Source organism: Pseudomonas sp. A1230, assembly GCF_044218825.1.
Lineage (GTDB): Bacteria > Pseudomonadota > Gammaproteobacteria > Pseudomonadales > Pseudomonadaceae > Aquipseudomonas > Aquipseudomonas iridis.
This window is the reverse complement of the sequence record NZ_CP162582.1, coordinates 5,768,207-5,788,483: the sequence shown is the minus strand read 5'-3', so window position 1 is coordinate 5,788,483 and position 20,277 is coordinate 5,768,207. Positions and strand designations below refer to the sequence as shown.

Genomic DNA, 20,277 nt, shown 5'->3' with positions numbered 1-20,277 from the left:
CACAATGGGAACCAAAACCCCGTCCCGCGTCACCGTCTCGGTCGATGTCCACACGCCGCCTCGGCACACCGCAGATGGCAGCACCGCGCATCGTCAGAACGGTGACTCGTCGAATAGTCATGCGCCACGACCGGCAAGGCCAGGCGTGACGCCTGACACCGTGGACGTCGATGCGATTCATCATGTGCCAGCACTGACGGTGGGAAAAATTGGCACTACCACGGCCTCAACACCGCCCCATACGCAGACGCCCCTGACGCTGGAGCAGTACCGGATCAACGCGACACACACCCACGTGCCGCTCGACGCAAACGATTTGCGCCTGCACAAGGGGCGCCATTACGCCGATCTGCATGACGGAGGCGTGACGCAGGTTGCGGTGGATGCGGACACTGGCCTGTACCGAGCCACCCGGTCCAGCGAGCGGATCGCGTCTGGCCCGCTGCTGCGGCGCGACCCTCACACCCGGGTCTGGCATCCGCTGACTGACGCCGATACCGCAACCTTTCCTCTGACCGAGGCACGCCTGCAGCCTTTTCGCACCGAACTGGATTTCAGCGAGGTCGAGCCCGGCAGTGACGGTCTGTGGCACCACGACGGCAAACGCTATGTGGTCATCGCCAAAGAGGCGTATCAGGCGCTGCAGGATCTCGAAGCTTCCACGCCCGGGCAGCCTGTCCTGCGCATCGTCAAGGCAGCCGATCCGGTGGCCGCCGATAGCACGAACATCTATCACGCCAGCCGCGCAGGCGTGAGCCTGGCCGTGACTCGAGAGGCCGCTGACACCTGGGTTGGCGTCGCGGTGGGTCTGCAGGGCGGCATGCGTCGCAGTGCGCAGGCCAGGCTCACCAAAGACATGCTGCTGGAGCGGTACCATCCAATCAGTGAGGCTTTTCAGGTGATGAGTCAATCACACGCAACCTACGAGCAGCTCTGGAGCAAGGCGCGTGAATTGCCGGATGCCAGCGATGAAAAAACCAGGGCCTTGATCGGCCTGGAAGTGCACTTGCTCAAACACATCAAATTAGAGGCTGACTTCGTACAGTCCTGCGTCGATAACAGGGAATGGCTGATTCACCTGAAGACTAGTGGGCTGTACAGACAGGAACTGCATACCTTCCGCAAAGAAAGGGTGCAAAGCCTCAACCGGCTCATGGTGGTGATGGACTTGCGGGTACGGCCCACGATCGCGGCACTCACATTCGACAGTTTCAGGCGGTCCCTCACCCACCTGAACAAAAAGCTCAAGTTGCTCGATGAGCGTCAGACCGTGATCGATCAAATCCTCAAGGACTCACGCGATTCCGCCGATGAAATCATCGAACTCAACAAGACAGTGCCCGGCCACGATCAGGTCAACGGTAACAGGCTGACCCTCTATCTGCGCCTGCTGTCGGACAACCCTGAACACCCGCCGGAGGTCGGGACTCAGTCACTGCATGCGATCAAGCTGCTGACAGCCGATATCGATAGCATTCCCGAGGCAGAGCATCCCTTTGCCCTGATCTACGCGCTTGATTGCCTCAAGGAAGACAAGTTGCACATCGCATCGCTGGCGACCTCCAGCAGCCCGGAAAAGGCCGGCTACATCAGGGAAATCCTGGCGCTGATCGAGCCGTTCGAGCAGCGCATCGAAAGCCGCTTGAACCAGCAATATGAATCGTGGGGCGGTGATACGGAGCTGCCAGGTCTGGATCAGGACATCGACTTCGACTTCGTTCCGCGCCAGCCAGCGACGAGCGAAACCGCCGCGCCGCCGCTGCCACGCAAAATGTTCCGCACCCGTCATCACGGCACCTACAAGGTGTTGATCGGCGAGACCGAAACGGCGGCCGACGGCAACGTTACGATCAATGTTCCTGACCTGTTCAGCCCGGATGCACCGCCTCAGCGATACGAAAAAAGACAAGGCGAATGGCAGCCTGTGCGGCCTGCAGTCGCCCCCGCCTCAAGGCCGGAATTGATCCTTGAAGCCAACCGGTTGCTGGATGACGTTGAGGTACACCTGGCCGAAGCAAAGGCGAAAGAAGCCAGGAATGAGTACCCCGGCGAAATCATCCGATACCTCGGCGAGCACGCCGATCATTGCAGCGATCAGGCCACTGCGCTGGAAAACAGCCACGGTGCTGCCGAGGATCCGGTCATGACCAGCGTGTCCAGACGTTTGCGGGCGGCTGGCGCGGCACTGATTCGCGGCGGACATACCGTGCAGGTCCGAATGTACAAGAACAGGCAGGTGCTGGACATCATGCGCCTGAATTTCCTGCTGGATAACGCCGAGCTGACGGCGACACGAACCGTGGTTCGCAAACCATTGGGCAAGGGCAGCAAGAAGTCTTTTCTGGACGTCTACAGCCTCCACGATCGTGCCGGACAGGCGCCCTTGTGGGAGGCGCATTTTCACTATGACAACGAACACAGCCCGGCGCTGAACTTCCGGGTCAAGGGCGGCCATCTCAAGACGCTTGAGCAAAGCCGGCTGGGCCTTGAATCCCAGCGCCGGGATGCTGGGGCCGGACGCCCACACCTGGGCATCTGGCGCGAGACGTTTGATGGCAAGACCGCACGCAAGATATTCGACCTCGCGGCCGCGACGCCCGCCAGCCCGCGCTGACAGACCAGCGCGATGACCGACCCGACCGGGTCACCCATGAAATGACAAACCTTCAAGGATGAACGCATGTCACCCAAACAGCCTGTCAGAGGCAAAATCACTGTCGATATCCACGCACGGCCTGACGAACCTGACCTCGCGGCAGCGCAACGGCGCGATGCGTCCACGCGCACCCATGCAGGGCCTGACGACGCGCTATCGCCAACCGTTACCTTGCGCCACGGCATGCCCCTCGATGAGGCCGGCCTGGACGCGATCACGCCTGCACCGGTGTTGACCATCAAACCCACGGAAACCGCTGCTGCCCGGCCAACCACTGAGTCAATGCCACTGGCGCATTACTGGATCAGCGCGGACATCACCTTGGCGCCTGCCAACGAACACGGGGTCAGAATCCACAAAGGTCGGCAGTACGTGGATGTCGCCGAGGGAGGCATTGTCGAAGTGGCGCCGATTACTGCCACAGGCCAGCTTCGCGCCCGCCTGCCGAGCGAGCTGCACCCTTCCGGGCCGGTGCTGGTGCGCGATCCGACCAGCCACCTGTGGGAGCCGCTGGAGGTTGCGCCCATCACTTTCGCCTTGAGCGCAGCGCGCCTGCAGGGATTTCGCACAGCGCTGGATTTCACCGGTATCACCCCCGGTGACGACGGACTTTTCCGCCTGGACGGCAAGCTCTACGTAGTAATCGACAATCACGCCTACCAAACCCTGCACGACCTCGACGCATCGACGGCACTCACACCGGTGATGCGGATTGTCCGTACCGAAGACCCGGTGGCCGGCGCTACCGACAACCGCTATGTCGCCACGCGCCCAGGCAGATCGCAAGCCATCGTGTTCGACCCGGTCGACGGCTGGGTGGGCGTCAACGTGCCCGGCGCGGGTGGCATGCAGCGAGAACAAGGTTCTCAGCCCTCCAGCTGGAAGGATCATTTCAGCTCGGCGCTCAATCGCCTGAAAAGTCCGGCGGCGCGCGTGCGCAAACTGTATCCAGCCTTGACCGAGGCGCAAGTGACTGTCTTGGTCAGATCGTTTGGCACTGAGGCCGCAGCGCTGCTGACTCGTCAGGAAGCCGATTACCGGACGCTGAAAAACGAGTTGGCCGCGTGGTCACGTGACAACACCGCAACATCGACCCAGGGTTCCGGCACAGAATGGATCGCCTCTGTAGTCAATGACATAAAGCGTTGCTGGAGACAGGAAACCACCGCGCTGAAAATTGTCTTTGCAGACGAACATCCGACGCTGCCACGGCTCACGATCGACCTGGCGAATGTGCGCACCCTTGAGCTGGACTCCCTCACCTGGTCGGACGCCGCCGACGCCTTTCTCAACCGGTTCAGCGACCTGTCTCGACTCGTCGTGAACCGTTCCACGCTGGACAAGCTGCCTGTGGCCAACACCGCCATGCGCAACCTGATCACGCTGGATCTGAGCGGCAATCAGATCCGCCTCGATCAACGATCCGCCGCGCGTCTGGCCAGGCTCCAGCGACTGCGGCATATCGACCTGTCGGGCAACCCCCTGGGGCGAACGCCGGATTTTGCTGCGATGGATCAATTGCAGACCTTGAACCTGAGCAACACCGGCATCGAACAATGGCCGACAGGTTTGCACCGGCAATCAGGCCTCACGCTGGTCGACTTACGGCACAACCAACTGAGTGAAGTGCCTGAAGCAGTGCTCAATCCGCCAGCGGATCAACTGCCGGCTCGCGCCCGGATCAACGGCGTTACGCGGCTGGAAGGCAACCGTTTTGCAGCGGACTGCTGGAAATCCCTCGAGGCCTTCTGGGAGCGGGTCGGCGCCGATCATCCCGACTTGGTCAGCCGCGCTCACCCGGCCGCGTTCCGGCTCGACGCTGACATCCCCGAGGTGGGCCTGATACGTCGATTGCACCCCGACAAGGATGCCCAGACGGCCAGGGTTTACTTGATGGGGCTGGATGATGCAACGCGTAACGGGCTGGCCGGGCGGGTGGAAGCGTTGGAGCGCATCGACGTGCAGCTGAAGGAATACGTTGAGAACGCGTCCACGGCCCATCCGCGATTCAAGCTCTGGAGGCAAGAGGTCGTTGAAACGCTCAGGCAATGCTGGCTCGACAAATCCGCAGACACGCTGACACTGCCCAAGGGCCTCGGGCCACTCCCGGCATTGCAGGCGGACTTCAGCCACGTCAGGACACTGGTGCTGAGAACCGTTGACTGGTCGGATGCCGGCGACATGTTCCTGCGCAGCTTCACCAGCCTGGAATCGTTATCCATCACCCATTGCGGCCTCAAGTCCCTGCCCGACAGCGTGGGTGAAATGAGCAAACTGACCCAACTGGATCTGAGTTCGAACACCCTCGTTCTTGATGAACAAGCGGCTGCGCGAATCAGTGGTCTGAGCCGGTTGACGACCCTCGACCTGTCCGCCAATCCGCTGAACGTGATCCCCAACTTCAGCGCCATGACGCAACTGGAGAATCTCCTGTTGTCCGACACAGGGCTCAATCGCTGGCCCAGCGGATTGCACGACAAAACGGCGCTGAAACGGCTGGACCTGCGTAACAACCGCCTGAACGAGGTGCCAGCGCAGTTCCTCGACCCCGCGCCTGAACAATTGCTGACCATTGCCCGGATCAACAGCGTCACCGCGCTCGATGGCAACGACTTCCCGTCCAACTACTGGCGCAGGTTCGACGACTACTGGCGGCGGGTGAACGAAGTGAACCCCGAACTGCTGACCTCTGGCCCCGATGACTTCATTTTTGACAGTGAAAATTCCCAGGCACAACGGTATCGCCGATTGTATCCGCGCAAAAACATCAAACAGTGCAGGGAATACCTGTGGAGTCTGGAAGAAGATGCCGCGTCCGCCCGGCTCACTGGCCTTGAACAGGACTTCAGCGGCCTGAAACGTCAGCTCGACGATTGGGTTTATTCCGGAGCAGGCAACCTCATGGGATACATTCCGGCCAATCAGTTGGCAGCCAACGCCAACTCGCGGCGCGACCGTCTTGAGGCCAGCGAGCGGATTATCAGTTGCTGGCGCCAGGAGACGCCGCAAAAACTCGCCTTCGACCGCACACCCATCGGGCTCGAACTGGACCTGAGCGGCCTGAGGCTGCCCAGCCTGCCGGACATCGACGTCGACTTCAGCCACGTCGGCTCGCTCAAACTGAACAATATGGATCTAAGGGCTTCCCCGGAAGGTTTTCTGACGCGCTTTCGCCATGTGCGCTGGCTGTATCTGTCGCGCAATCAACTGCGCGAACTGCCGCCGGCCATTGGAGAAATGCACGGGCTGACGCGATTGTCGCTGGATAACAATCAACTGTCCCTGACCGCCGAGACTGCCCGCGTACTGTCCGAGCGCACGACACTAAGAGCGCTGAATCTGCAGGACAATCCGCGGCTGGGCATCTGCCCGGACTTCAGCCGCATCACCGACATGCGCCATCTCGACCTGGCCAATACCGGCATCGATACATTCCCCGCCGGCATTGTCGATCAGCCACTACTGGACACGTTCAACCTGAGCAACAACCGCATCGTCGACATCCCCGATGCCGTCATCGCGCCAACGAACGAGCGCCTCCCGCATACCGTGCGCATCAACAATGTCACCAACGTACGCAACAATTTCCTGTCCGATGCCACGCTAGCGCGCATCAATCAGTACAACGAACGATTGCTTCAGGCCGAGACACCGCTTTCGGGGCCGAATAATCTGGTCGACACGGCACGAGGTCATGTTCCTGCGGCCATCCATACGACCGCTGCCGATCCAATGGCACGCTGGACCAAGGGGATGGCCGCCGATGCCGTGCAGGCCAGAAGGATTCAATGGCAGGCCCTGGAGGCTCAGCAAGGTTCGGGCGGCTTGTTCGATACCCTTGACCGCCTGCTGTTGCCAGAGAATGCCGGCCGCGCCGACCTGCAGCAGCGGGTGTGGAAACTGATCGACAGCATCAGCGAAAACAGCGAGCGATCCGAAAACTTGCGCCGGGAAGTGTTCGATCGGGCGGGAGAAGCCACCTGCTGTGATCGTGCGGCATTCACCTTCGCCAACCTCGAAACCAGAGTCATGATGCATCACGCACTCGCCCAGGCGGGCGACAGGGAACAGGGGCCGGCGCTGTTCCAACTGTCCAGAGCCCTGTTCCGGCTACACGAGGTCGACACCCTCGCGGCAGCCGATATTGCCCAACGCGAGGCCGCAATCGCCGAGTCCAGGACGCCTGAAGAGGCGCGCCGGTTGCCCGCGCCGCAGATACCGGAAGAGGTGGAAATCAGACTGTTCTATCGCCACGCCCTGCGCGACCGCCTGCTACTGCCCGGGCAACCTGAGCGCATGGGCTTCGGTCGCCTGGTCAATGTTTCAGATGAGCAGGTGAACGCGGCTAACCAGAGCGTGCTGGCGCTGGACAACTCCGCGCAAGAGTTCCAGGCGCTGGTGGCCAGGGAGTTCTGGCAGAAATTCATCACCAACAAGTACCAGGTGGATTTTGAAACGCAGCGGCAACCGTTTCAGGATCGCCAGGCAGCGCTCGACGATTTGCATGCGGCCAACGAACTGGCGCCGGATGATTACCAGACGCAGTCCAATTCACTGCAGGCGTCATGGATCGTTGCGGAAAGCGCGCTGATCGAAACCCTGACCCGCCAGGAGCTGGCCGGGTATCCAACCGGCAGCACCGTTGAGGAGGCGGCAGGCACAACGGTCTGACGCCATTGCGCCACGAGGCTGGCCGAGCGCGATTACGGCCAGCCTTTATTCGTCGTCGTCGAAGTTGTAGCTGCCTGGTGCGAGGTTTTCGAAGCGCGTGTATTTACCGATAAACGCCAGCCGGATAAAGCCGATCGGGCCGTTACGCTGTTTGCCGATGATGATTTCGGCGATGCCTTTGTGCTCGGTCTCCGGGTGATACACCTCGTCCCGGTAAACGAACATGATGACGTCAGCATCCTGCTCGATCGCTCCGGATTCCCGGAGGTCGGAGTTGATCGGGCGTTTGTTCGGCCGTTGCTCCAGGGAGCGGTTGAGCTGGGACAGTGCGACCACCGGGCAATTGAATTCCTTGGCCAGGGCTTTCAAGGAACGCGAGATTTCGGAAATCTCGTTGGTCCGGTTGTCGCCCCCGGAACCTGGAATCTGCATGAGTTGCAGGTAGTCGATCATGATCAGGCCGATGTCACCGTGTTCACGTGCCAGCCGCCGGGTGCGGGCACGCATCTCTGACGGGCTGATGCCGGCGGTGTCATCGATGAACAGCTTGCGATCATTGAGCAGGTTGACCGCCGAGGTCAGGCGCGGCCAGTCATCATCTTCCAACTGACCGGAACGCACCTTGGTCTGATCGATCCGGCCGAGGGACGAGAGCATACGCATGATCAGCGATTCGCCTGGCATCTCGAGGGAGTACACCAGAACGGCCTTGTCGCTGCGCAGTACGGCGTTTTCCACCAGGTTCATCGCGAAGGTGGTTTTACCCATCGACGGACGACCAGCAACGATGATCAAGTCAGCCGGCTGCAGGCCGCTGGTCTTCTCATCGAGGTCGGTGTAACCGGTCGACAGGCCGGTAATGGCGTTGTCGGTGTTGAACAGCGTGTCGATTCGGTCGATGGCCTTGGTCAGCAACTCGTTCACACCCACCGGGCCGCCGGTTTTAGGCCGGGCCTCGGCAATTGCGAAGATCTGGCGCTCGGCTTCGTCGAGAATTTCCTCGGCAGTGCGGCCTTCGGGGTTGAAGGCACTGTCGGCGATCTCGGTGCTGATGCCGATCAGTTGGCGCAACGTCGCGCGCTGACGAACGATCTGCGCATAGGCCTTGATGTTGGCGACGGACGGCGTGTTTTTCGCCAGTTCGCCCAGGTAACCGAGACCGCCAACCTGAGACGTCTGACCTTCCTTGTCCAGTTGTTCGGCAAGGGTCACGACGTCAATCGGGGAGTTCTGATCGGCCAGTTTGGCGATCGCACGGAATATCAGGCGGTGGTCATGTCGATAGAAATCGCCGTCGGAGACTTGATCGAGCACGCGTTCCCAGGCGTTGTTGTCCAGCATCAGACCACCGAGAACAGCCTGTTCGGCTTCGATGGAATGCGGCGGCACCTTCAGGGCAGCGGTTTGCAGATCGTATTGCTCGGGAGCGGAGATATCGTTCATGGCCACTTGAGTTGTTTAGTAAAAACAGGGAATGCAGAAAGACAAAGGGCACGACCTGTAAACAGGATCGTGCCCGATGTTAACCGTCTGACGTACAAGCCGCCAGCCGATCAGGTGTTGCTTAAGCTGCTACCACTACAACGCGTACGGTGGCTTCAACTTCGGCGTGCAGGTGCACGGCTACGTCGAATTCGCCTACGTTGCGGATGGTGCCGTTCGGCAGACGAACTTCGCTCTTCTGCACTTCAACGCCGGAAGCGGTCAGTGCGTCAGCGATGTCGTGAGTACCGATCGAACCGAACAGCTTGCCTTCGTCGCCAGCGGTGGCAGTGATGGTCACTTCCAGCTCGGCCAGTTGGGCAGCACGGCTTTCAGCCGATGCTTTACGGTCTGCGGCAGCTTTTTCCAGCTCGGCACGACGCTCTTCGAACGCAGCGATGTTCGCTGGGGTCGCTGCGGTAGCCTTGCCGTAAGGCAGCAGGTAGTTACGGCCGTAACCGGCCTTAACGTTTACTTTGTCACCCAGGTTGCCCAGGTTGGTGACTTTTTCCAGAAGGATCAGTTGCATGTGAAAAACCTCTAACTTTTAACCTTCACCGTTCGCGCTGTCGGTGTCTTTCGACACGTGACGACCGCGAAAATCAATCAGGCTGTCGACAATGGCCAAGACCACTAGCAACGGATAGATCAGCTGCATGAACAGCAACAGCGTGACGTACAACCCCACCAGCCAGAAACCGGCCAGTCGCTTCTGCCCGACCAGCCCATGAATCAAGGCAAGTCCGGCGAACACCAGCGGTACACTGCACAACGGCGTCAACATGGCCATCTGTGCACCGAGATTCGGGCCCAGAAGCATCAACGCCAGCAGTAACATCGCCGGCCCCAGCGGGATCCGGATGGCGCGAAACTCGCGACCAAAACCACCCGGGTTGTACAACAACGCCTGCCAATGACGCCCGACAATCAGGCTCAGCACGCTGACGATCTGCAACAAAGCCGCAATCAGTCCGGTCAGGACTGGCGCAATCAGGGACGCGAAACGCGCTTGCTCATCAACCGACAATTGCTTGTAGGTCTCACCGAGAAGCGCTGGCATGACCTTTATAAGGGCCTGCGCGAGCATCTCGATCTGGGCCGCAAACGCCGCCCCGAGCACCACTGAAAACACCACTCCAACGGCTACGCTGACCAGCAGCGTACGAACCCAGGACTCACTTGCGCGCAAAACCAACGCAAGCCCCGAAGACCCCAAAAGCACCAGAAGTGCCCGTGGGTCATCGGCATACAACCACCAGATCAACGCTGGCAGCAGCCCCAGTGAAAGAACGCCAAGAGCGTCTTTCAATCCGCGCCGCAGAAGCACAAGGCTCCCGGCGGCAGCACCCAACCAATACAACAACGGCAATGTTGCACATCCGGCCACTACGAGAGTGGCCTGCATACGGCCTCGCATAATGAACTCAGCTATGGCACGCATGCATTCAATCCTTTGCTACTTGTCGACTGCCCGGTCTCAGCGGCCGTGGCTGTCGGTGTAGGCCAGCAGGGCCAGGAAGCGGGCGCGCTTGATAGCGGTGGCCAGCTGACGCTGATAACGAGCTTTGGTACCGGTGATGCGGCTTGGAACGATTTTGCCGGTCTCGGATACGTAGGCTTTCAGAGTGTTGAGATCTTTGTAATCGATCTCTTTCACTTCTTCAGCAGTGAAGCGGCAGAATTTACGACGACGGAAGAAACGTGCCATTTGATAGGCTCCTTAAAAGGTCCGTGGATTACTCGTCAGCGTTATCGCTGTTGTCGCTGTCATCACTATCAGCGCTATCAGCGCCTTCGTGCTCAGGACGGTCGCGACGCTCACGGCGCTCACTGCGGTTTTCTTCAGCCTTGAGCATCTCGGATTGGCCGGTAACGGCTTCTTCGCGACGGATGACCAGGTTACGGATCACTGCATCGTTGTAGCGGAAGTTGTCTTCCAGCTCGGCCAGGGCCTTGCCAGTGCACTCAACGTTCAGCATCACGTAGTGAGCCTTGTGAACATTGTTGATTGCGTAGGCCAGTTGACGACGGCCCCAATCTTCCAGACGGTGGATTTTGCCGCCGTCTTCTTCGATCAGCTTGGTGTAACGCTCTACCATGCCGCCGACTTGCTCGCTTTGATCGGGGTGGACCAAAAAGATGATTTCGTAATGACGCATGAATGCTCCTTACGGGTTGTAGCCTGCCGCTCAAAAACGGTCAGACAAGGAGTGAATGACACTTATGGACTTGCTGGCGCGGGGCACATGCGTGCCTGCCGTCACAGCAAGGGGCGCAATTGTAGAGAAGGGACTGAAGAGGTGCAAGGCAATTGGTGATTATTTGAACAATCACCGATTCATGCCACACCACAAAACACTGTGGGAGCGAGCCTGCTCGCGAATGCGGTCTGTCAGGCAACATTTACGTCGACTGACACTCCCCTTTCGCGAGCAGGCTCGCTCCCACATTTGAGTCGTGTACGACTCAGGATTTCTTCGCGGAAGCCTTGGCCTTGGCACCGCGCTGACGCTGCGCCTCGAACAGGCACACACCGGTTGCCACCGAAACGTTGAGACTGCTGACGCTACCAGCCATCGGCAGGTTCACCAGATAGTCGCAATGCTCACGGGTCAGACGACGCATGCCCTTGCCTTCAGCACCCATGATCAGGATGGTCGGGCCGGTCAGGTCCTGGTCATAGATACTGACCTCGGCCTCGCCCGCCGTGCCGACAACCCACAGACCGCGCTGCTGGAGCTTTTCCAGAGTGCGCGCCAGGTTGGTCACTGCAACGAGCGGAATCACCTCCGCCGCGCCGCAGGCCACTTTACGCACGACTGGTGTCAGGGTGGCTGACTTGTCTTTTGGCACGATGACTGCCAACGCACCGGCAGCATCTGCCGAACGCAGGCAGGCGCCGAGGTTGTGCGGATCGGTCACGCCATCGAGCACCAGCAACAATGGCGCACCGTCGGTGCGATCGAGCAATTCGTCGAGCATTGCCTCGCCCCAGACCTGGCTCGGACTGACGTCCGCAACCACGCCCTGGTGCACGCCTTCAACCCAGGCGTCCATCTCGCGACGCTCGGCCTGACCCACCTGGACACGATTCTCGTTAGCCAGTTCGATCAAGGTCTGCACGCGCGGATCGTTGCGGCTTTCAGCCAGCCAGATCTGTTTGACGCGCTTGGGGTGGTGACGCAGCAACGCTTCTACCGCGTGAACGCCGTAGATTTTTTCCAACTGACTCATGACTTCGCCTTCGGTTTACGTGCCCCGCCACTTTTGGCTGGAGCCGAACCCGCTTTCGGCGGGCCTTTACGGTGTTTGCTCGGTTTGGCTGGCTTGCCGCCGGTCGCATTTTCAGGCGCCGACCGCCCGGTCTTTCCCCCGGACGCCGCTTTACCACCGTTTTTCGCATCGGCGAGCAAAGCCTGCTTCAGTTCACGGCTTTTGCGCAGCTCGGCGTTTTTCGCCACGGCATCGCTTGGGCGATAGGCGTCACTGACCTTTTCCTTGGCAGGACGGCGGCCAGCGGTTTTCGCTGGAGCCGGTTCTGCCGCGGCTTTGGCAGCGGGTGCAGCAGTTTCCGCGCCACGCTTCTTGCGACCAATCGGTGCGCTGATGGTTTTTTCGGCCATCTCGAAGTCGATCTTGCGCTCGTCGAGATCGACACGCATGACGCGCACCTCAACGGTGTCGCCAAGACGGAAGCTGCGACCGGTGCGCTCGCCCGCCAGGCGGTGATGCACAGGGTCGAAGTGGTAGTAGTCGCCCGGCAGCGCGGTGACATGGACCAGACCTTCGACATAGATATCGGTCAGCTCGACGAACAAACCAAAACCGGTCACGGCAGTGATCACGCCCGGGAACGATTCGCCCACGCGATCCTTCATGAACTCGCACTTGAGCCAGTTCACTACGTCACGAGTGGCTTCGTCGGCACGGCGCTCGCTCATCGAGCATTGCTCGCCGAGCTGCTCCAGCGCTGCCTCGTCGTACGGATAAATACGCGCCTTCGGAATGGTCATCGCACCGGCACGACGAACGTGCGGGGTGTCCTGTTTCGAATGGATCACGCTGCGGATGGCGCGGTGCGTGAGCAAGTCCGGGTAACGACGGATCGGCGAAGTGAAGTGGGTATAAGCTTCGTAATTCAGACCGAAGTGGCCCTGGTTGTCAGCGCTGTACACCGCCTGGCTCAGCGAACGCAGCATCACGGTCTGGATCAGATGGAAATCCGGACGGTCCTTGATGCTGGCCAGCAGTGCCTGGTAATCCTTCGGCGACGGGCCTTCCTTGCCTTTGTGCAGGGACAGACCAAGCTCACCGAGGAACGCGCGCAGTTTTTCCAGACGCTCCGGCGGCGGGCCGTTGTGAACGCGATACAACGCAGGTATTTCGTGCTTCTTCAGGAATTCAGCGGTGGCCACGTTGGCCGCCAGCATGCATTCCTCGATCAGCTTGTGCGCATCGTTGCGAACGGTTGGACGGATCTCGGCAATCTTGCGCTCGGTCCCGAAGATGATCCGGGTTTCCTGCGTTTCGAAATCGATGGCGCCACGTACGTGACGAGCGGCCAGCAAAACCTTGTACAGCGCATAAAGCTGCTTGAGGTGCGGCAGAACGTCGTTGTACTCGCCGCGCAGCTGACGCGCCTCGGTAAGTTTCGGCGTTTCCAGCATTGCACTGACCTTGTTGTAGGTCAGGCGAGCGTGGGAGTGAATCACCGCTTCGTAGAAGCAGTAGTCGGTCATCTCGCCGGATTTGGAGATTGTCATCTCGCAAACCATGGCCAGGCGATCGACGTGCGGATTCAGCGAGCACAGGCCGTTGGACAGTTGCTCAGGCAGCATCGGCACGACACGCTCGGGGAAGTACACCGAGTTGCCGCGAACCTGAGATTCATTGTCCAGCGCCGAACCGATCTTCACGTAGCTGGAGACGTCGGCAATGGCCACGTACAACTTCCAACCGCCGGAGAACAGGCGCAACTTGCCAGGTTTGGCTTCGCAGTAGACCGCGTCATCGAAGTCGCGAGCATCTTCACCGTCGATGGTCACGAACGGCAGATGGCGCAGGTCGATGCGCTTCTCCTTGTCTTTTTCTTCGACTTCAGGCTTGAGCTTGGCGGCTTCTTTCAAGACCGCTTCAGGCCAGACGTGCGGGATATCGTAGGCGCGCAGGGCGACATCGATTTCCATGCCCGGCGCCATGTAGTTGCCCACGACTTCAACCACATCGCCTTGCGGCTGGAAGCGTGGTGTCGGCCAGTGAGTGATCTTCACTTCGACAAACTGACCGATTTGGGCGTTGGCGTTACGGCCCGGCGTGACCAGCACTTCCTGCTGGATCTTCGGATTGTCCGCAACGACGAAACCAATACCGCCCTCTTCGAAGTAGCGGCCGACGATGGTTTCGTGAGCACGCGAGACCACTTCGACGATCATGCCTTCGCGGCGACCACGACGGTCGAGGCCGGAGACACGGGCCAGCGCACGGTCACCGTCGAACACCAGACGCATTTGCGCCGGGCTCATGAACAGGTCGTCGCTGCCGTCGTCCGGCACCAGGAAGCCGAAACCGTCCCGGTGCCCGCTGATGCGGCCCAAGATCAGGTCGAGTTTATCCACCGGCGCATAAGTGCCACGACGGGTGTAAATCAGTTGAGCGTCGCGCTCCATTGCGCGCAGACGGCGACGCAGGGCTTCGATCTGGTCTTCTGTGGTCAGACCAAACTCTTCGACCAGTTGCTCGCGGGCAGCTGGCGAACCTCGATCAGCAAGGTGCTGAAGGATCAGTTCGCGGCTTGGAATAGGGTTTTCATATTTTTCCGCTTCACGAGCGGCCTCGGGATCGAGGGACTGCCAATCGGCCATTAGAGAGTTTTCACCTTGTCTATATACGGGTTAGTTTGGCATAGGCGCCATCAAACGGGAAATTTCAGACTATAAAGGCCCATCTAAAGCACTGTATCGCCGTTTTAAAGCGGTTTTGAACACCGCTGGTAAAAAAAATCAAAATATTTGGCAGCAGGGGTTTACAGTTAAAAAGACGCTCCGTATAGTGCGCGCCATCGACGACGCACAAGCGCTGCCGATACTGCCCAGATGGTGAAATTGGTAGACACGCCAGCTTCAGGTGCTGGTGACCGCAAGGTCGTGGAAGTTCGAGTCTTCTTCTGGGCACCAATTTCGAGTTTGAGACTAGATCAGTTTCAAGACTCACACAAAAACCCGCGAAAGCGGGTTTTTTGCATTCTAAGGAAAGGATTTGTTAAAACCGATTTATTAAAATTAAATCAGGGGTTTACAGATCAAAAAGCGCTCCGTATAGTGCGCCACATCAACAGCGGCAACGCTTGCGATGATTGCCCAGATGGTGAAATTGGTAGACACGCCAGCTTCAGGTGCTGGTGACCGCAAGGTCGTGGAAGTTCGAGTCTTCTTCTGGGCACCAATTCAAATTCAAGGTTACGACCCTGGATTTCTCAAAAACCCGCGAAAGCGGGCTTTTGCGTTTCTGTCTTTCTGAAATCCAAGCGACCTACTCAAAATTCGATTGCCCCCTGTAGGAGCTGCCGAAGGCTGCGATCTTTTGATGTTGCTTTTAAAACAAGATCAAAAGATCGCAGCCTTCGGCAGCTCCTACAGAACGAGCAACAACTGCAGTATCAGACCCCGTCCAGCCCCGCAAGGCGCACTTGAGAAACAATATCGTTTATCATTGTTGCAAGATTTTGCAATGCGACAGTGAGGAACCCTGAGAATGACGTTTCGAAATACCCTGCGCCGAGGCTTGACCTTCACCCTTCTCGGCCTGGCACTCGCCACTCCCCTCACCCAGGCTGCCGATGCGGTTTCCCTGACTCTCTACAATGGCCAGCACAAGGAAGTCGGCGATGCGATCGCCAAAGCCTTCGAAGCCAAGACCGGCATACACGTCAATGTCCGCAAGGGCAGCAGCAATCAGCTTGCCAGCCAGATCGTCGAAGAAGGCGATCGCTCCCCTGCCGACGTGATCTACACCGAAGAATCCCCGCCACTGAACAAACTTGGCGAACAAGGCCTGCTGGCCAAGGCCGATGACGCCACGCTGGCCGTGCTGCCGGAAAAATACGTCGCGAGTAACGGCACCTGGATCGGCGTGACGGCCCGGGTCCGTGTGGTTGCCTACAACCCGAAACTGATTGATGAGAAAGACCTGCCGAAATCGGTGATGGAGTTCTCCGATCCGCAATGGCAAGGCAAGGTCGGCTTCGTGCCAACCAGCGGCGCGTTCCAGGAACAGGCCGTGGCCATTATCAAGATGCACGGTCGCGACGCCGCCGAAGAATGGCTGACCGGTCTGCGCGCATTCGGCAAGACCTACAGCAACAACATGGTCGCGCTCAAAGCGGTGGAAAACGGCGAAGTCGCCACCGTGCTGGTGAACAACTACTACTGGTTCGCCCTGCAACGCGAGAAAGGCAAACTGGATTCGAAACTGCACTACTTCACCGGCGGCGACGTCGGCGGCTTGATCACCGTCTCCAGTGCCGCCGTGCTGAAATCCAGCAAGCATCCAAAAGAAGCCCACCAATTCCTCGCCTATATGGCCAGCGAAGAAGGTCAGCGGGTGATCACTCAGACCACCGCCGAATACCCGCTGCATAAAGGAATGGAATCTGATCGCGGCCTCAAGCCGTTCAGCGAACTGGAAGCGCCGAACGTCACCCCGGCCGACCTGGGCAATGCTGAAGAAGCGCTGGATCTGGAACGCGAAGTTGGCTTGAACTGATGACTGCATCGTTAGCCACCCCCGCCATGCGCGGGGGTTACGTGCCACGACGCAAGCGGCCGTCGATCTGGCTGTTGCTACCTGTGTTGTTGCTGGTGGTGATGAGCCTGCTGCCGCTGGCGTATGTCGGGCTGAAAACCTGGCAGGCCGGCTGGGCCGAAGCGCTGCACTTGTTGTGGCGCCCTTACGTGTTTGGCCTGCTGCGCAACACCCTGGCATTGATGGTCGGTGTGACCGTCACCTGCGGCGTGATCGGTCTGTCGCTGGCCTGGCTGCTGGAACGCAGCAATTTGCCGGGACGACGTCTATGGGGCGTGATTTTATGCCTGCCGTTCGCGGTGCCGGCATTTGTCAGCAGCTTCACCTGGGTGTCGTTGAGCGCACAGTTCGAAGGCCTTGGCGGTGCGATTCTGGTGATGAGCCTGTCGAAATACCCGTTGATCTTCCTGCCTGTTGCCGCAACCCTGCGCAATCTCGATCCATCCCTTGAAGAATCCGCCCGCACCCTGGGCCAGAACCGTTGGGGGGTGTTTTTTCGCGTCACCCTCCCCCTGCTCTGGCCATCGCTGCTGGCCGGCTCGCTGTTGATTGCCTTGCACATGCTGGTGGAATTCGGCGCGCTGTCGATCATCGGCCTGCAAACCTTCACCACAGCAATCTATCAGCAGTTCGAACTGGAGTTCAGCAACGCTAATGCGGCGATGCTTTCTGCGGTATTGCTAGCGCTGTGCCTGGTGCTGTTGTGGCTGGAACTGCGCGTACGCGGCAAGGGCCGACACGTACGCACCGGCCAGGGCGCGGCGCGTCAGGCCGAGCAAGTCAGGCTGGGACCCTGGGCCGCTGTCGGTCAGGTGTATTGCCTGACGCTGGCGATTATCGGCAGCGGGATTCCGCTGGGCATGCTGGCGTATTGGCTGGCCGTCGGGTCATCGGCGGCATTCCCGGTCGCGGCAATTACCGAAGCGCTGTTGTCGTCGCTGGCATTGTCACTGGGTGGCGCAGCGCTGTGCCTGCTGCTGGCGGTGCCGGTCGGCCTGCTGGTGGTGCGTTACAAAGGTCAACTGGCGATCTGGGCCGAGCGCCTGCCCTATCTGCTGCATGCACTGCCAGGTCTGGTGATCGCACTGACGCTGGTGTATTTCGCCCTGCATTACGTGCCGGCGCTGTACCAGACATCTGGTTTGCTGCTGATCGCTTATGCGCTGCTGTTTCTGCCCCTGGCTCAGGCACCGATTCGCACCGCGCTGAACAAGGCTGCACCGCAATTGGAAGAAGCGGCGCGCACGCTGGGCGCATCGTCGTTCACGGCATTTTGCCGGGTGACGCTGCCGATCATTTTCCCGGCATTGGGCGCAGCGTTTGCGTTGGTTTTTCTGGATGCGATGAAAGAGCTGACGGCGACCTTGCTGTTGAGTCCGACCGGACTCAACACGTTGGCGACCGAAGTCTGGGCGCATACCGCGAATGTCGAGTTTGCAGCGGCGGCACCTTATGCGGCGCTGTTGATATTGGTCTCGGGATTGCCGGTTTATTTGCTGACTACCCGGATGTATCTGAACCGCTGAAAAAGCAAAAAGATCGCAGCCTGCGACGGCTCCTGCATGGGATTTTGCGTTTCCCTGTAGGAGCCACCGCAGGCTGCGATCTTCTGATCTTCAGGCCCGGAATTGTCCCAGGCTCGCCTTAAGCTGCGCAGCCAAGCCATCCAGCACCTTGCCACTGGCCGTGGTTTCCACCACAGCCTGGGCCGCTTTCTCGGCCTGCACGTGGATCGTTTCGACGCGCCCACGCACCGCTTGCGCACCCGCAGCCTGATGCGCTGCCGCCTGCGTTGCCAGACCAATCGCTGCATGCACCTGCTCGACCGAAGCCTGTACCGACTGTTGCAACCGCGCACTGTCGCGCAGCACCAGTAAACCTTCACTGGCCTGACGTCCGGCCTGCCCGATCGCTTCCACCGCCTCACGCGCGCCTTGCTGCAACGCGACGATGTGCGCCTGGATGTCGCCGGTAGAGCTTTGTGTCTTGCTCGCCAGCGCCCGAACTTCGTCTGCCACAACAGCGAACCCCCGCCCGGTTTCGCCTGCCCGTGCCGCTTCGATCGCAGCGTTCAATGCCAACAGGTTGGTCTGCTCGGCGATACCGTGAATGACCGTCAGCACCACTTCAATCTGTTCACTCTGCTGCGCGAGCCGCTCGATGACTTTCGCCCCCGTGTCGACCTGCCCCGCCAGCGCCTCAATCAGACTGCCGACCTTGGCCGACGTGCGGGTGTTCTCATCAGTGGCCTGACGAATATCAACCACCTGCCTCAACGCTGCCTGCATCGCGTGGCTTTCCGATTGGGCCTCGTCCGCCATTTGCGAAAGCGCCCGCAGACTTTCCGCGACTTCGTCCCGCTGCATCCCGGCGGCCGCATCGGCACCGGCATTGCGCAGGGTCATCGCGCCGATTTCCACGCCGGTGCGCTGGGCCACATCACCCGCCTCACGCACGATCGGCTGCAACTTGTCGACAAAGCGGTTGACCGCTGCAGCCATGTCACCGATCTCGTCCTTGCTGTTGATCTGTACACGTTTGGTCAGGTCACCCTTGCCCGCTGCAAGGTCGTCCATCGCTGCATTGAGCATCTTCAAGCGGTTGACCACGCGATGGCCAAGCACCACAGCCAGCAGCAACAGCACGCCGCAGCCGACTAGCGCGAGGCCCATACCGATGCGCCAACGCAAGGTCGCGGCAGCGTCCTGCACTGTGCTGGCTGTATTGGCTTTCATCTCGGTAGCGGTGGATTGTGCCGATTGCAGACGCGCGCGCATCGCAGTGGCGCTATCGGCTGCGGCACCTTTGAGGCTGTCGCCGACCAATTGGTCGCTGCTAGCGATCAATGCCAGGAAGCGCTTGTCGAGCGCAGCCAGATCGGTCTCTACCGAGGCCGTGGAAACGCCCATCAGCACCTTGCCGATTTCAACGCCATTAGGGCTGATCGACGCTTCAAGGTAATAAACCGAAGGATCGTTCTTCGCCGCATCCAGCACTTTATCCAGTGCACGTTCGCCCTGCCCCTTCTCCAGCAAGGCCTTGTTGATCGGGTTTTCTCGATTGAGGTAACGGGTCAAATGCTGGCCCGTAGCGTCGTCGTAGACCACGAACAGCACATTGGGATTGCGCTGAGCGCGTCGGGCAAACTCGGACAGGGTCGGCACGTCACTGTCCCACATGGCGCGGGGTGCGACCGAAGCCAGCAATTGGGCCATGTCATTGGCCGAATCCTTCAAATCCTTTTCCAGCGTCGCACGCAATTGCGTTTGTTCGTCCTTCAGGCGAGAAGACAAACCGGCGGTAAGACGCTGTCGGGTACTGGCGGACAAGGCGTCGAGACTCGACGTGACTTCACGCCCGGCCTGCTCCAGTTCCCCGGAGAGTTTCTGGCTGTCGGCACCGAGGCGCACCGCCAGATCCGCTTCCAGTGCCGTGACCGTGCTCCGCGTCAGGGCAACGGCCACCAACACCTGCACCAAAAGGGCGATACCAAGGGTAACGAACACGGGCCGCAACAGACGGCTTTGTAACAGTGAGAGAACGGCTGACACTATGAATCCCTCTACTTCTGACGCCATTAAATTGATGGCACTCTTGTAGGAAGATTCACAGCAAAGGTCATGCCGTCCTACAGACATAAACGACAAAGGCCCCGATTAAGGGGCCTT

General features: G+C 59.7%; 12 protein-coding genes and 2 tRNA genes. 6 read left to right on the top strand and 8 right to left on the bottom strand.

Going from position 1 to position 20,277, the window contains the following annotated elements; genetic code table 11:
• Positions 1 to 4: 4 nt before the first annotated feature.
• Together AB4P97_RS26865 and AB4P97_RS26860 are read left to right on the top strand one after the other, a co-directional pair.
• A complete protein-coding gene (locus AB4P97_RS26865; RefSeq protein WP_395601828.1) occupies positions 5 to 2,614 on the top strand; it encodes a hypothetical protein in 2,610 nt (869 codons plus the stop codon).
• Between the two features lie 66 nt (positions 2,615 to 2,680).
• Positions 2,681 to 7,327: an NEL-type E3 ubiquitin ligase domain-containing protein gene (locus AB4P97_RS26860; protein ID WP_395601827.1), complete on the top strand. Its 4,647-nt coding sequence runs from the start codon at positions 2,681 to 2,683 to the stop codon at positions 7,325 to 7,327.
• Positions 7,328 to 7,372: 45 nt separating this feature from the next.
• Here the strand turns inward: AB4P97_RS26860 and dnaB are convergent, their stop codons facing one another.
• The 7 genes from dnaB to rnr form a co-directional block, all read right to left on the bottom strand.
• Positions 7,373 to 8,770: a replicative DNA helicase gene (dnaB, locus tag AB4P97_RS26855; protein WP_042557399.1), complete on the bottom strand. Its 1,398-nt coding sequence runs from the start codon at positions 8,768 to 8,770 to the stop codon at positions 7,373 to 7,375.
• A 121-nt stretch (positions 8,771 to 8,891) separates the two neighbouring features.
• The gene (gene rplI, locus AB4P97_RS26850) at positions 8,892 to 9,338 is read right to left on the bottom strand and encodes a 50S ribosomal protein L9 (protein ID WP_042557398.1); all 447 of its coding nucleotides are present in this window, start codon (positions 9,336 to 9,338) and stop codon (positions 8,892 to 8,894) included.
• Between the two features lie 18 nt (positions 9,339 to 9,356).
• On the bottom strand, positions 9,357 to 10,250 hold the full coding sequence (locus AB4P97_RS26845; RefSeq protein WP_047299496.1) for a hypothetical protein: 894 nt from the start codon (positions 10,248 to 10,250) through the stop codon (positions 9,357 to 9,359).
• A 36-nt stretch (positions 10,251 to 10,286) separates the two neighbouring features.
• A complete protein-coding gene (gene rpsR / locus AB4P97_RS26840; protein ID WP_003171373.1) occupies positions 10,287 to 10,517 on the bottom strand; it encodes a 30S ribosomal protein S18 in 231 nt (76 codons plus the stop codon).
• A gap of 28 nt (positions 10,518 to 10,545) precedes the next feature.
• The gene (gene rpsF / locus AB4P97_RS26835) at positions 10,546 to 10,968 is read right to left on the bottom strand and encodes a 30S ribosomal protein S6 (protein WP_003236224.1); all 423 of its coding nucleotides are present in this window, start codon (positions 10,966 to 10,968) and stop codon (positions 10,546 to 10,548) included.
• A gap of 307 nt (positions 10,969 to 11,275) precedes the next feature.
• Positions 11,276 to 12,043, bottom strand: coding sequence for a 23S rRNA (guanosine(2251)-2'-O)-methyltransferase RlmB (rlmB, locus tag AB4P97_RS26830; protein ID WP_042557396.1), 768 nt, complete (start codon positions 12,041 to 12,043; stop codon positions 11,276 to 11,278).
• Positions 12,040 to 14,670, bottom strand: a complete 2,631-nt coding sequence (gene rnr / locus AB4P97_RS26825; RefSeq protein ID WP_042557395.1) for a ribonuclease R — start codon at positions 14,668 to 14,670, stop codon at positions 12,040 to 12,042. Before rnr ends, rlmB begins: the two co-directional genes overlap by 4 nt.
• Before the next feature lie 225 nt (positions 14,671 to 14,895).
• On the opposite strand from rnr, the gene AB4P97_RS26820 reads away from it, so the two are divergent.
• The 4 genes from AB4P97_RS26820 to AB4P97_RS26805 all read left to right on the top strand — a co-directional run bounded on the left by AB4P97_RS26820 (position 14,896) and on the right by AB4P97_RS26805 (position 18,135).
• A tRNA-Leu gene (locus tag AB4P97_RS26820) sits at positions 14,896 to 14,982 on the top strand.
• A gap of 181 nt (positions 14,983 to 15,163) precedes the next feature.
• A tRNA-Leu gene (locus AB4P97_RS26815) sits at positions 15,164 to 15,250 on the top strand.
• A gap of 309 nt (positions 15,251 to 15,559) precedes the next feature.
• Complete coding sequence (locus AB4P97_RS26810) at positions 15,560 to 16,570, top strand: iron ABC transporter substrate-binding protein (RefSeq protein ID WP_042557394.1); 1,011 nt, start codon at positions 15,560 to 15,562, stop codon at positions 16,568 to 16,570.
• Positions 16,570 to 18,135: an iron ABC transporter permease gene (locus tag AB4P97_RS26805; RefSeq protein WP_042557393.1), complete on the top strand. Its 1,566-nt coding sequence runs from the start codon at positions 16,570 to 16,572 to the stop codon at positions 18,133 to 18,135. Before AB4P97_RS26810 ends, AB4P97_RS26805 begins: the two co-directional genes overlap by 1 nt.
• Positions 18,136 to 18,225: 90 nt before the next feature.
• Here the strand turns inward: AB4P97_RS26805 and AB4P97_RS26800 are convergent, their stop codons facing one another.
• Positions 18,226 to 20,160: a methyl-accepting chemotaxis protein gene (locus AB4P97_RS26800; RefSeq protein ID WP_395601826.1), complete on the bottom strand. Its 1,935-nt coding sequence runs from the start codon at positions 20,158 to 20,160 to the stop codon at positions 18,226 to 18,228.
• Positions 20,161 to 20,277 lie beyond the last annotated feature (117 nt).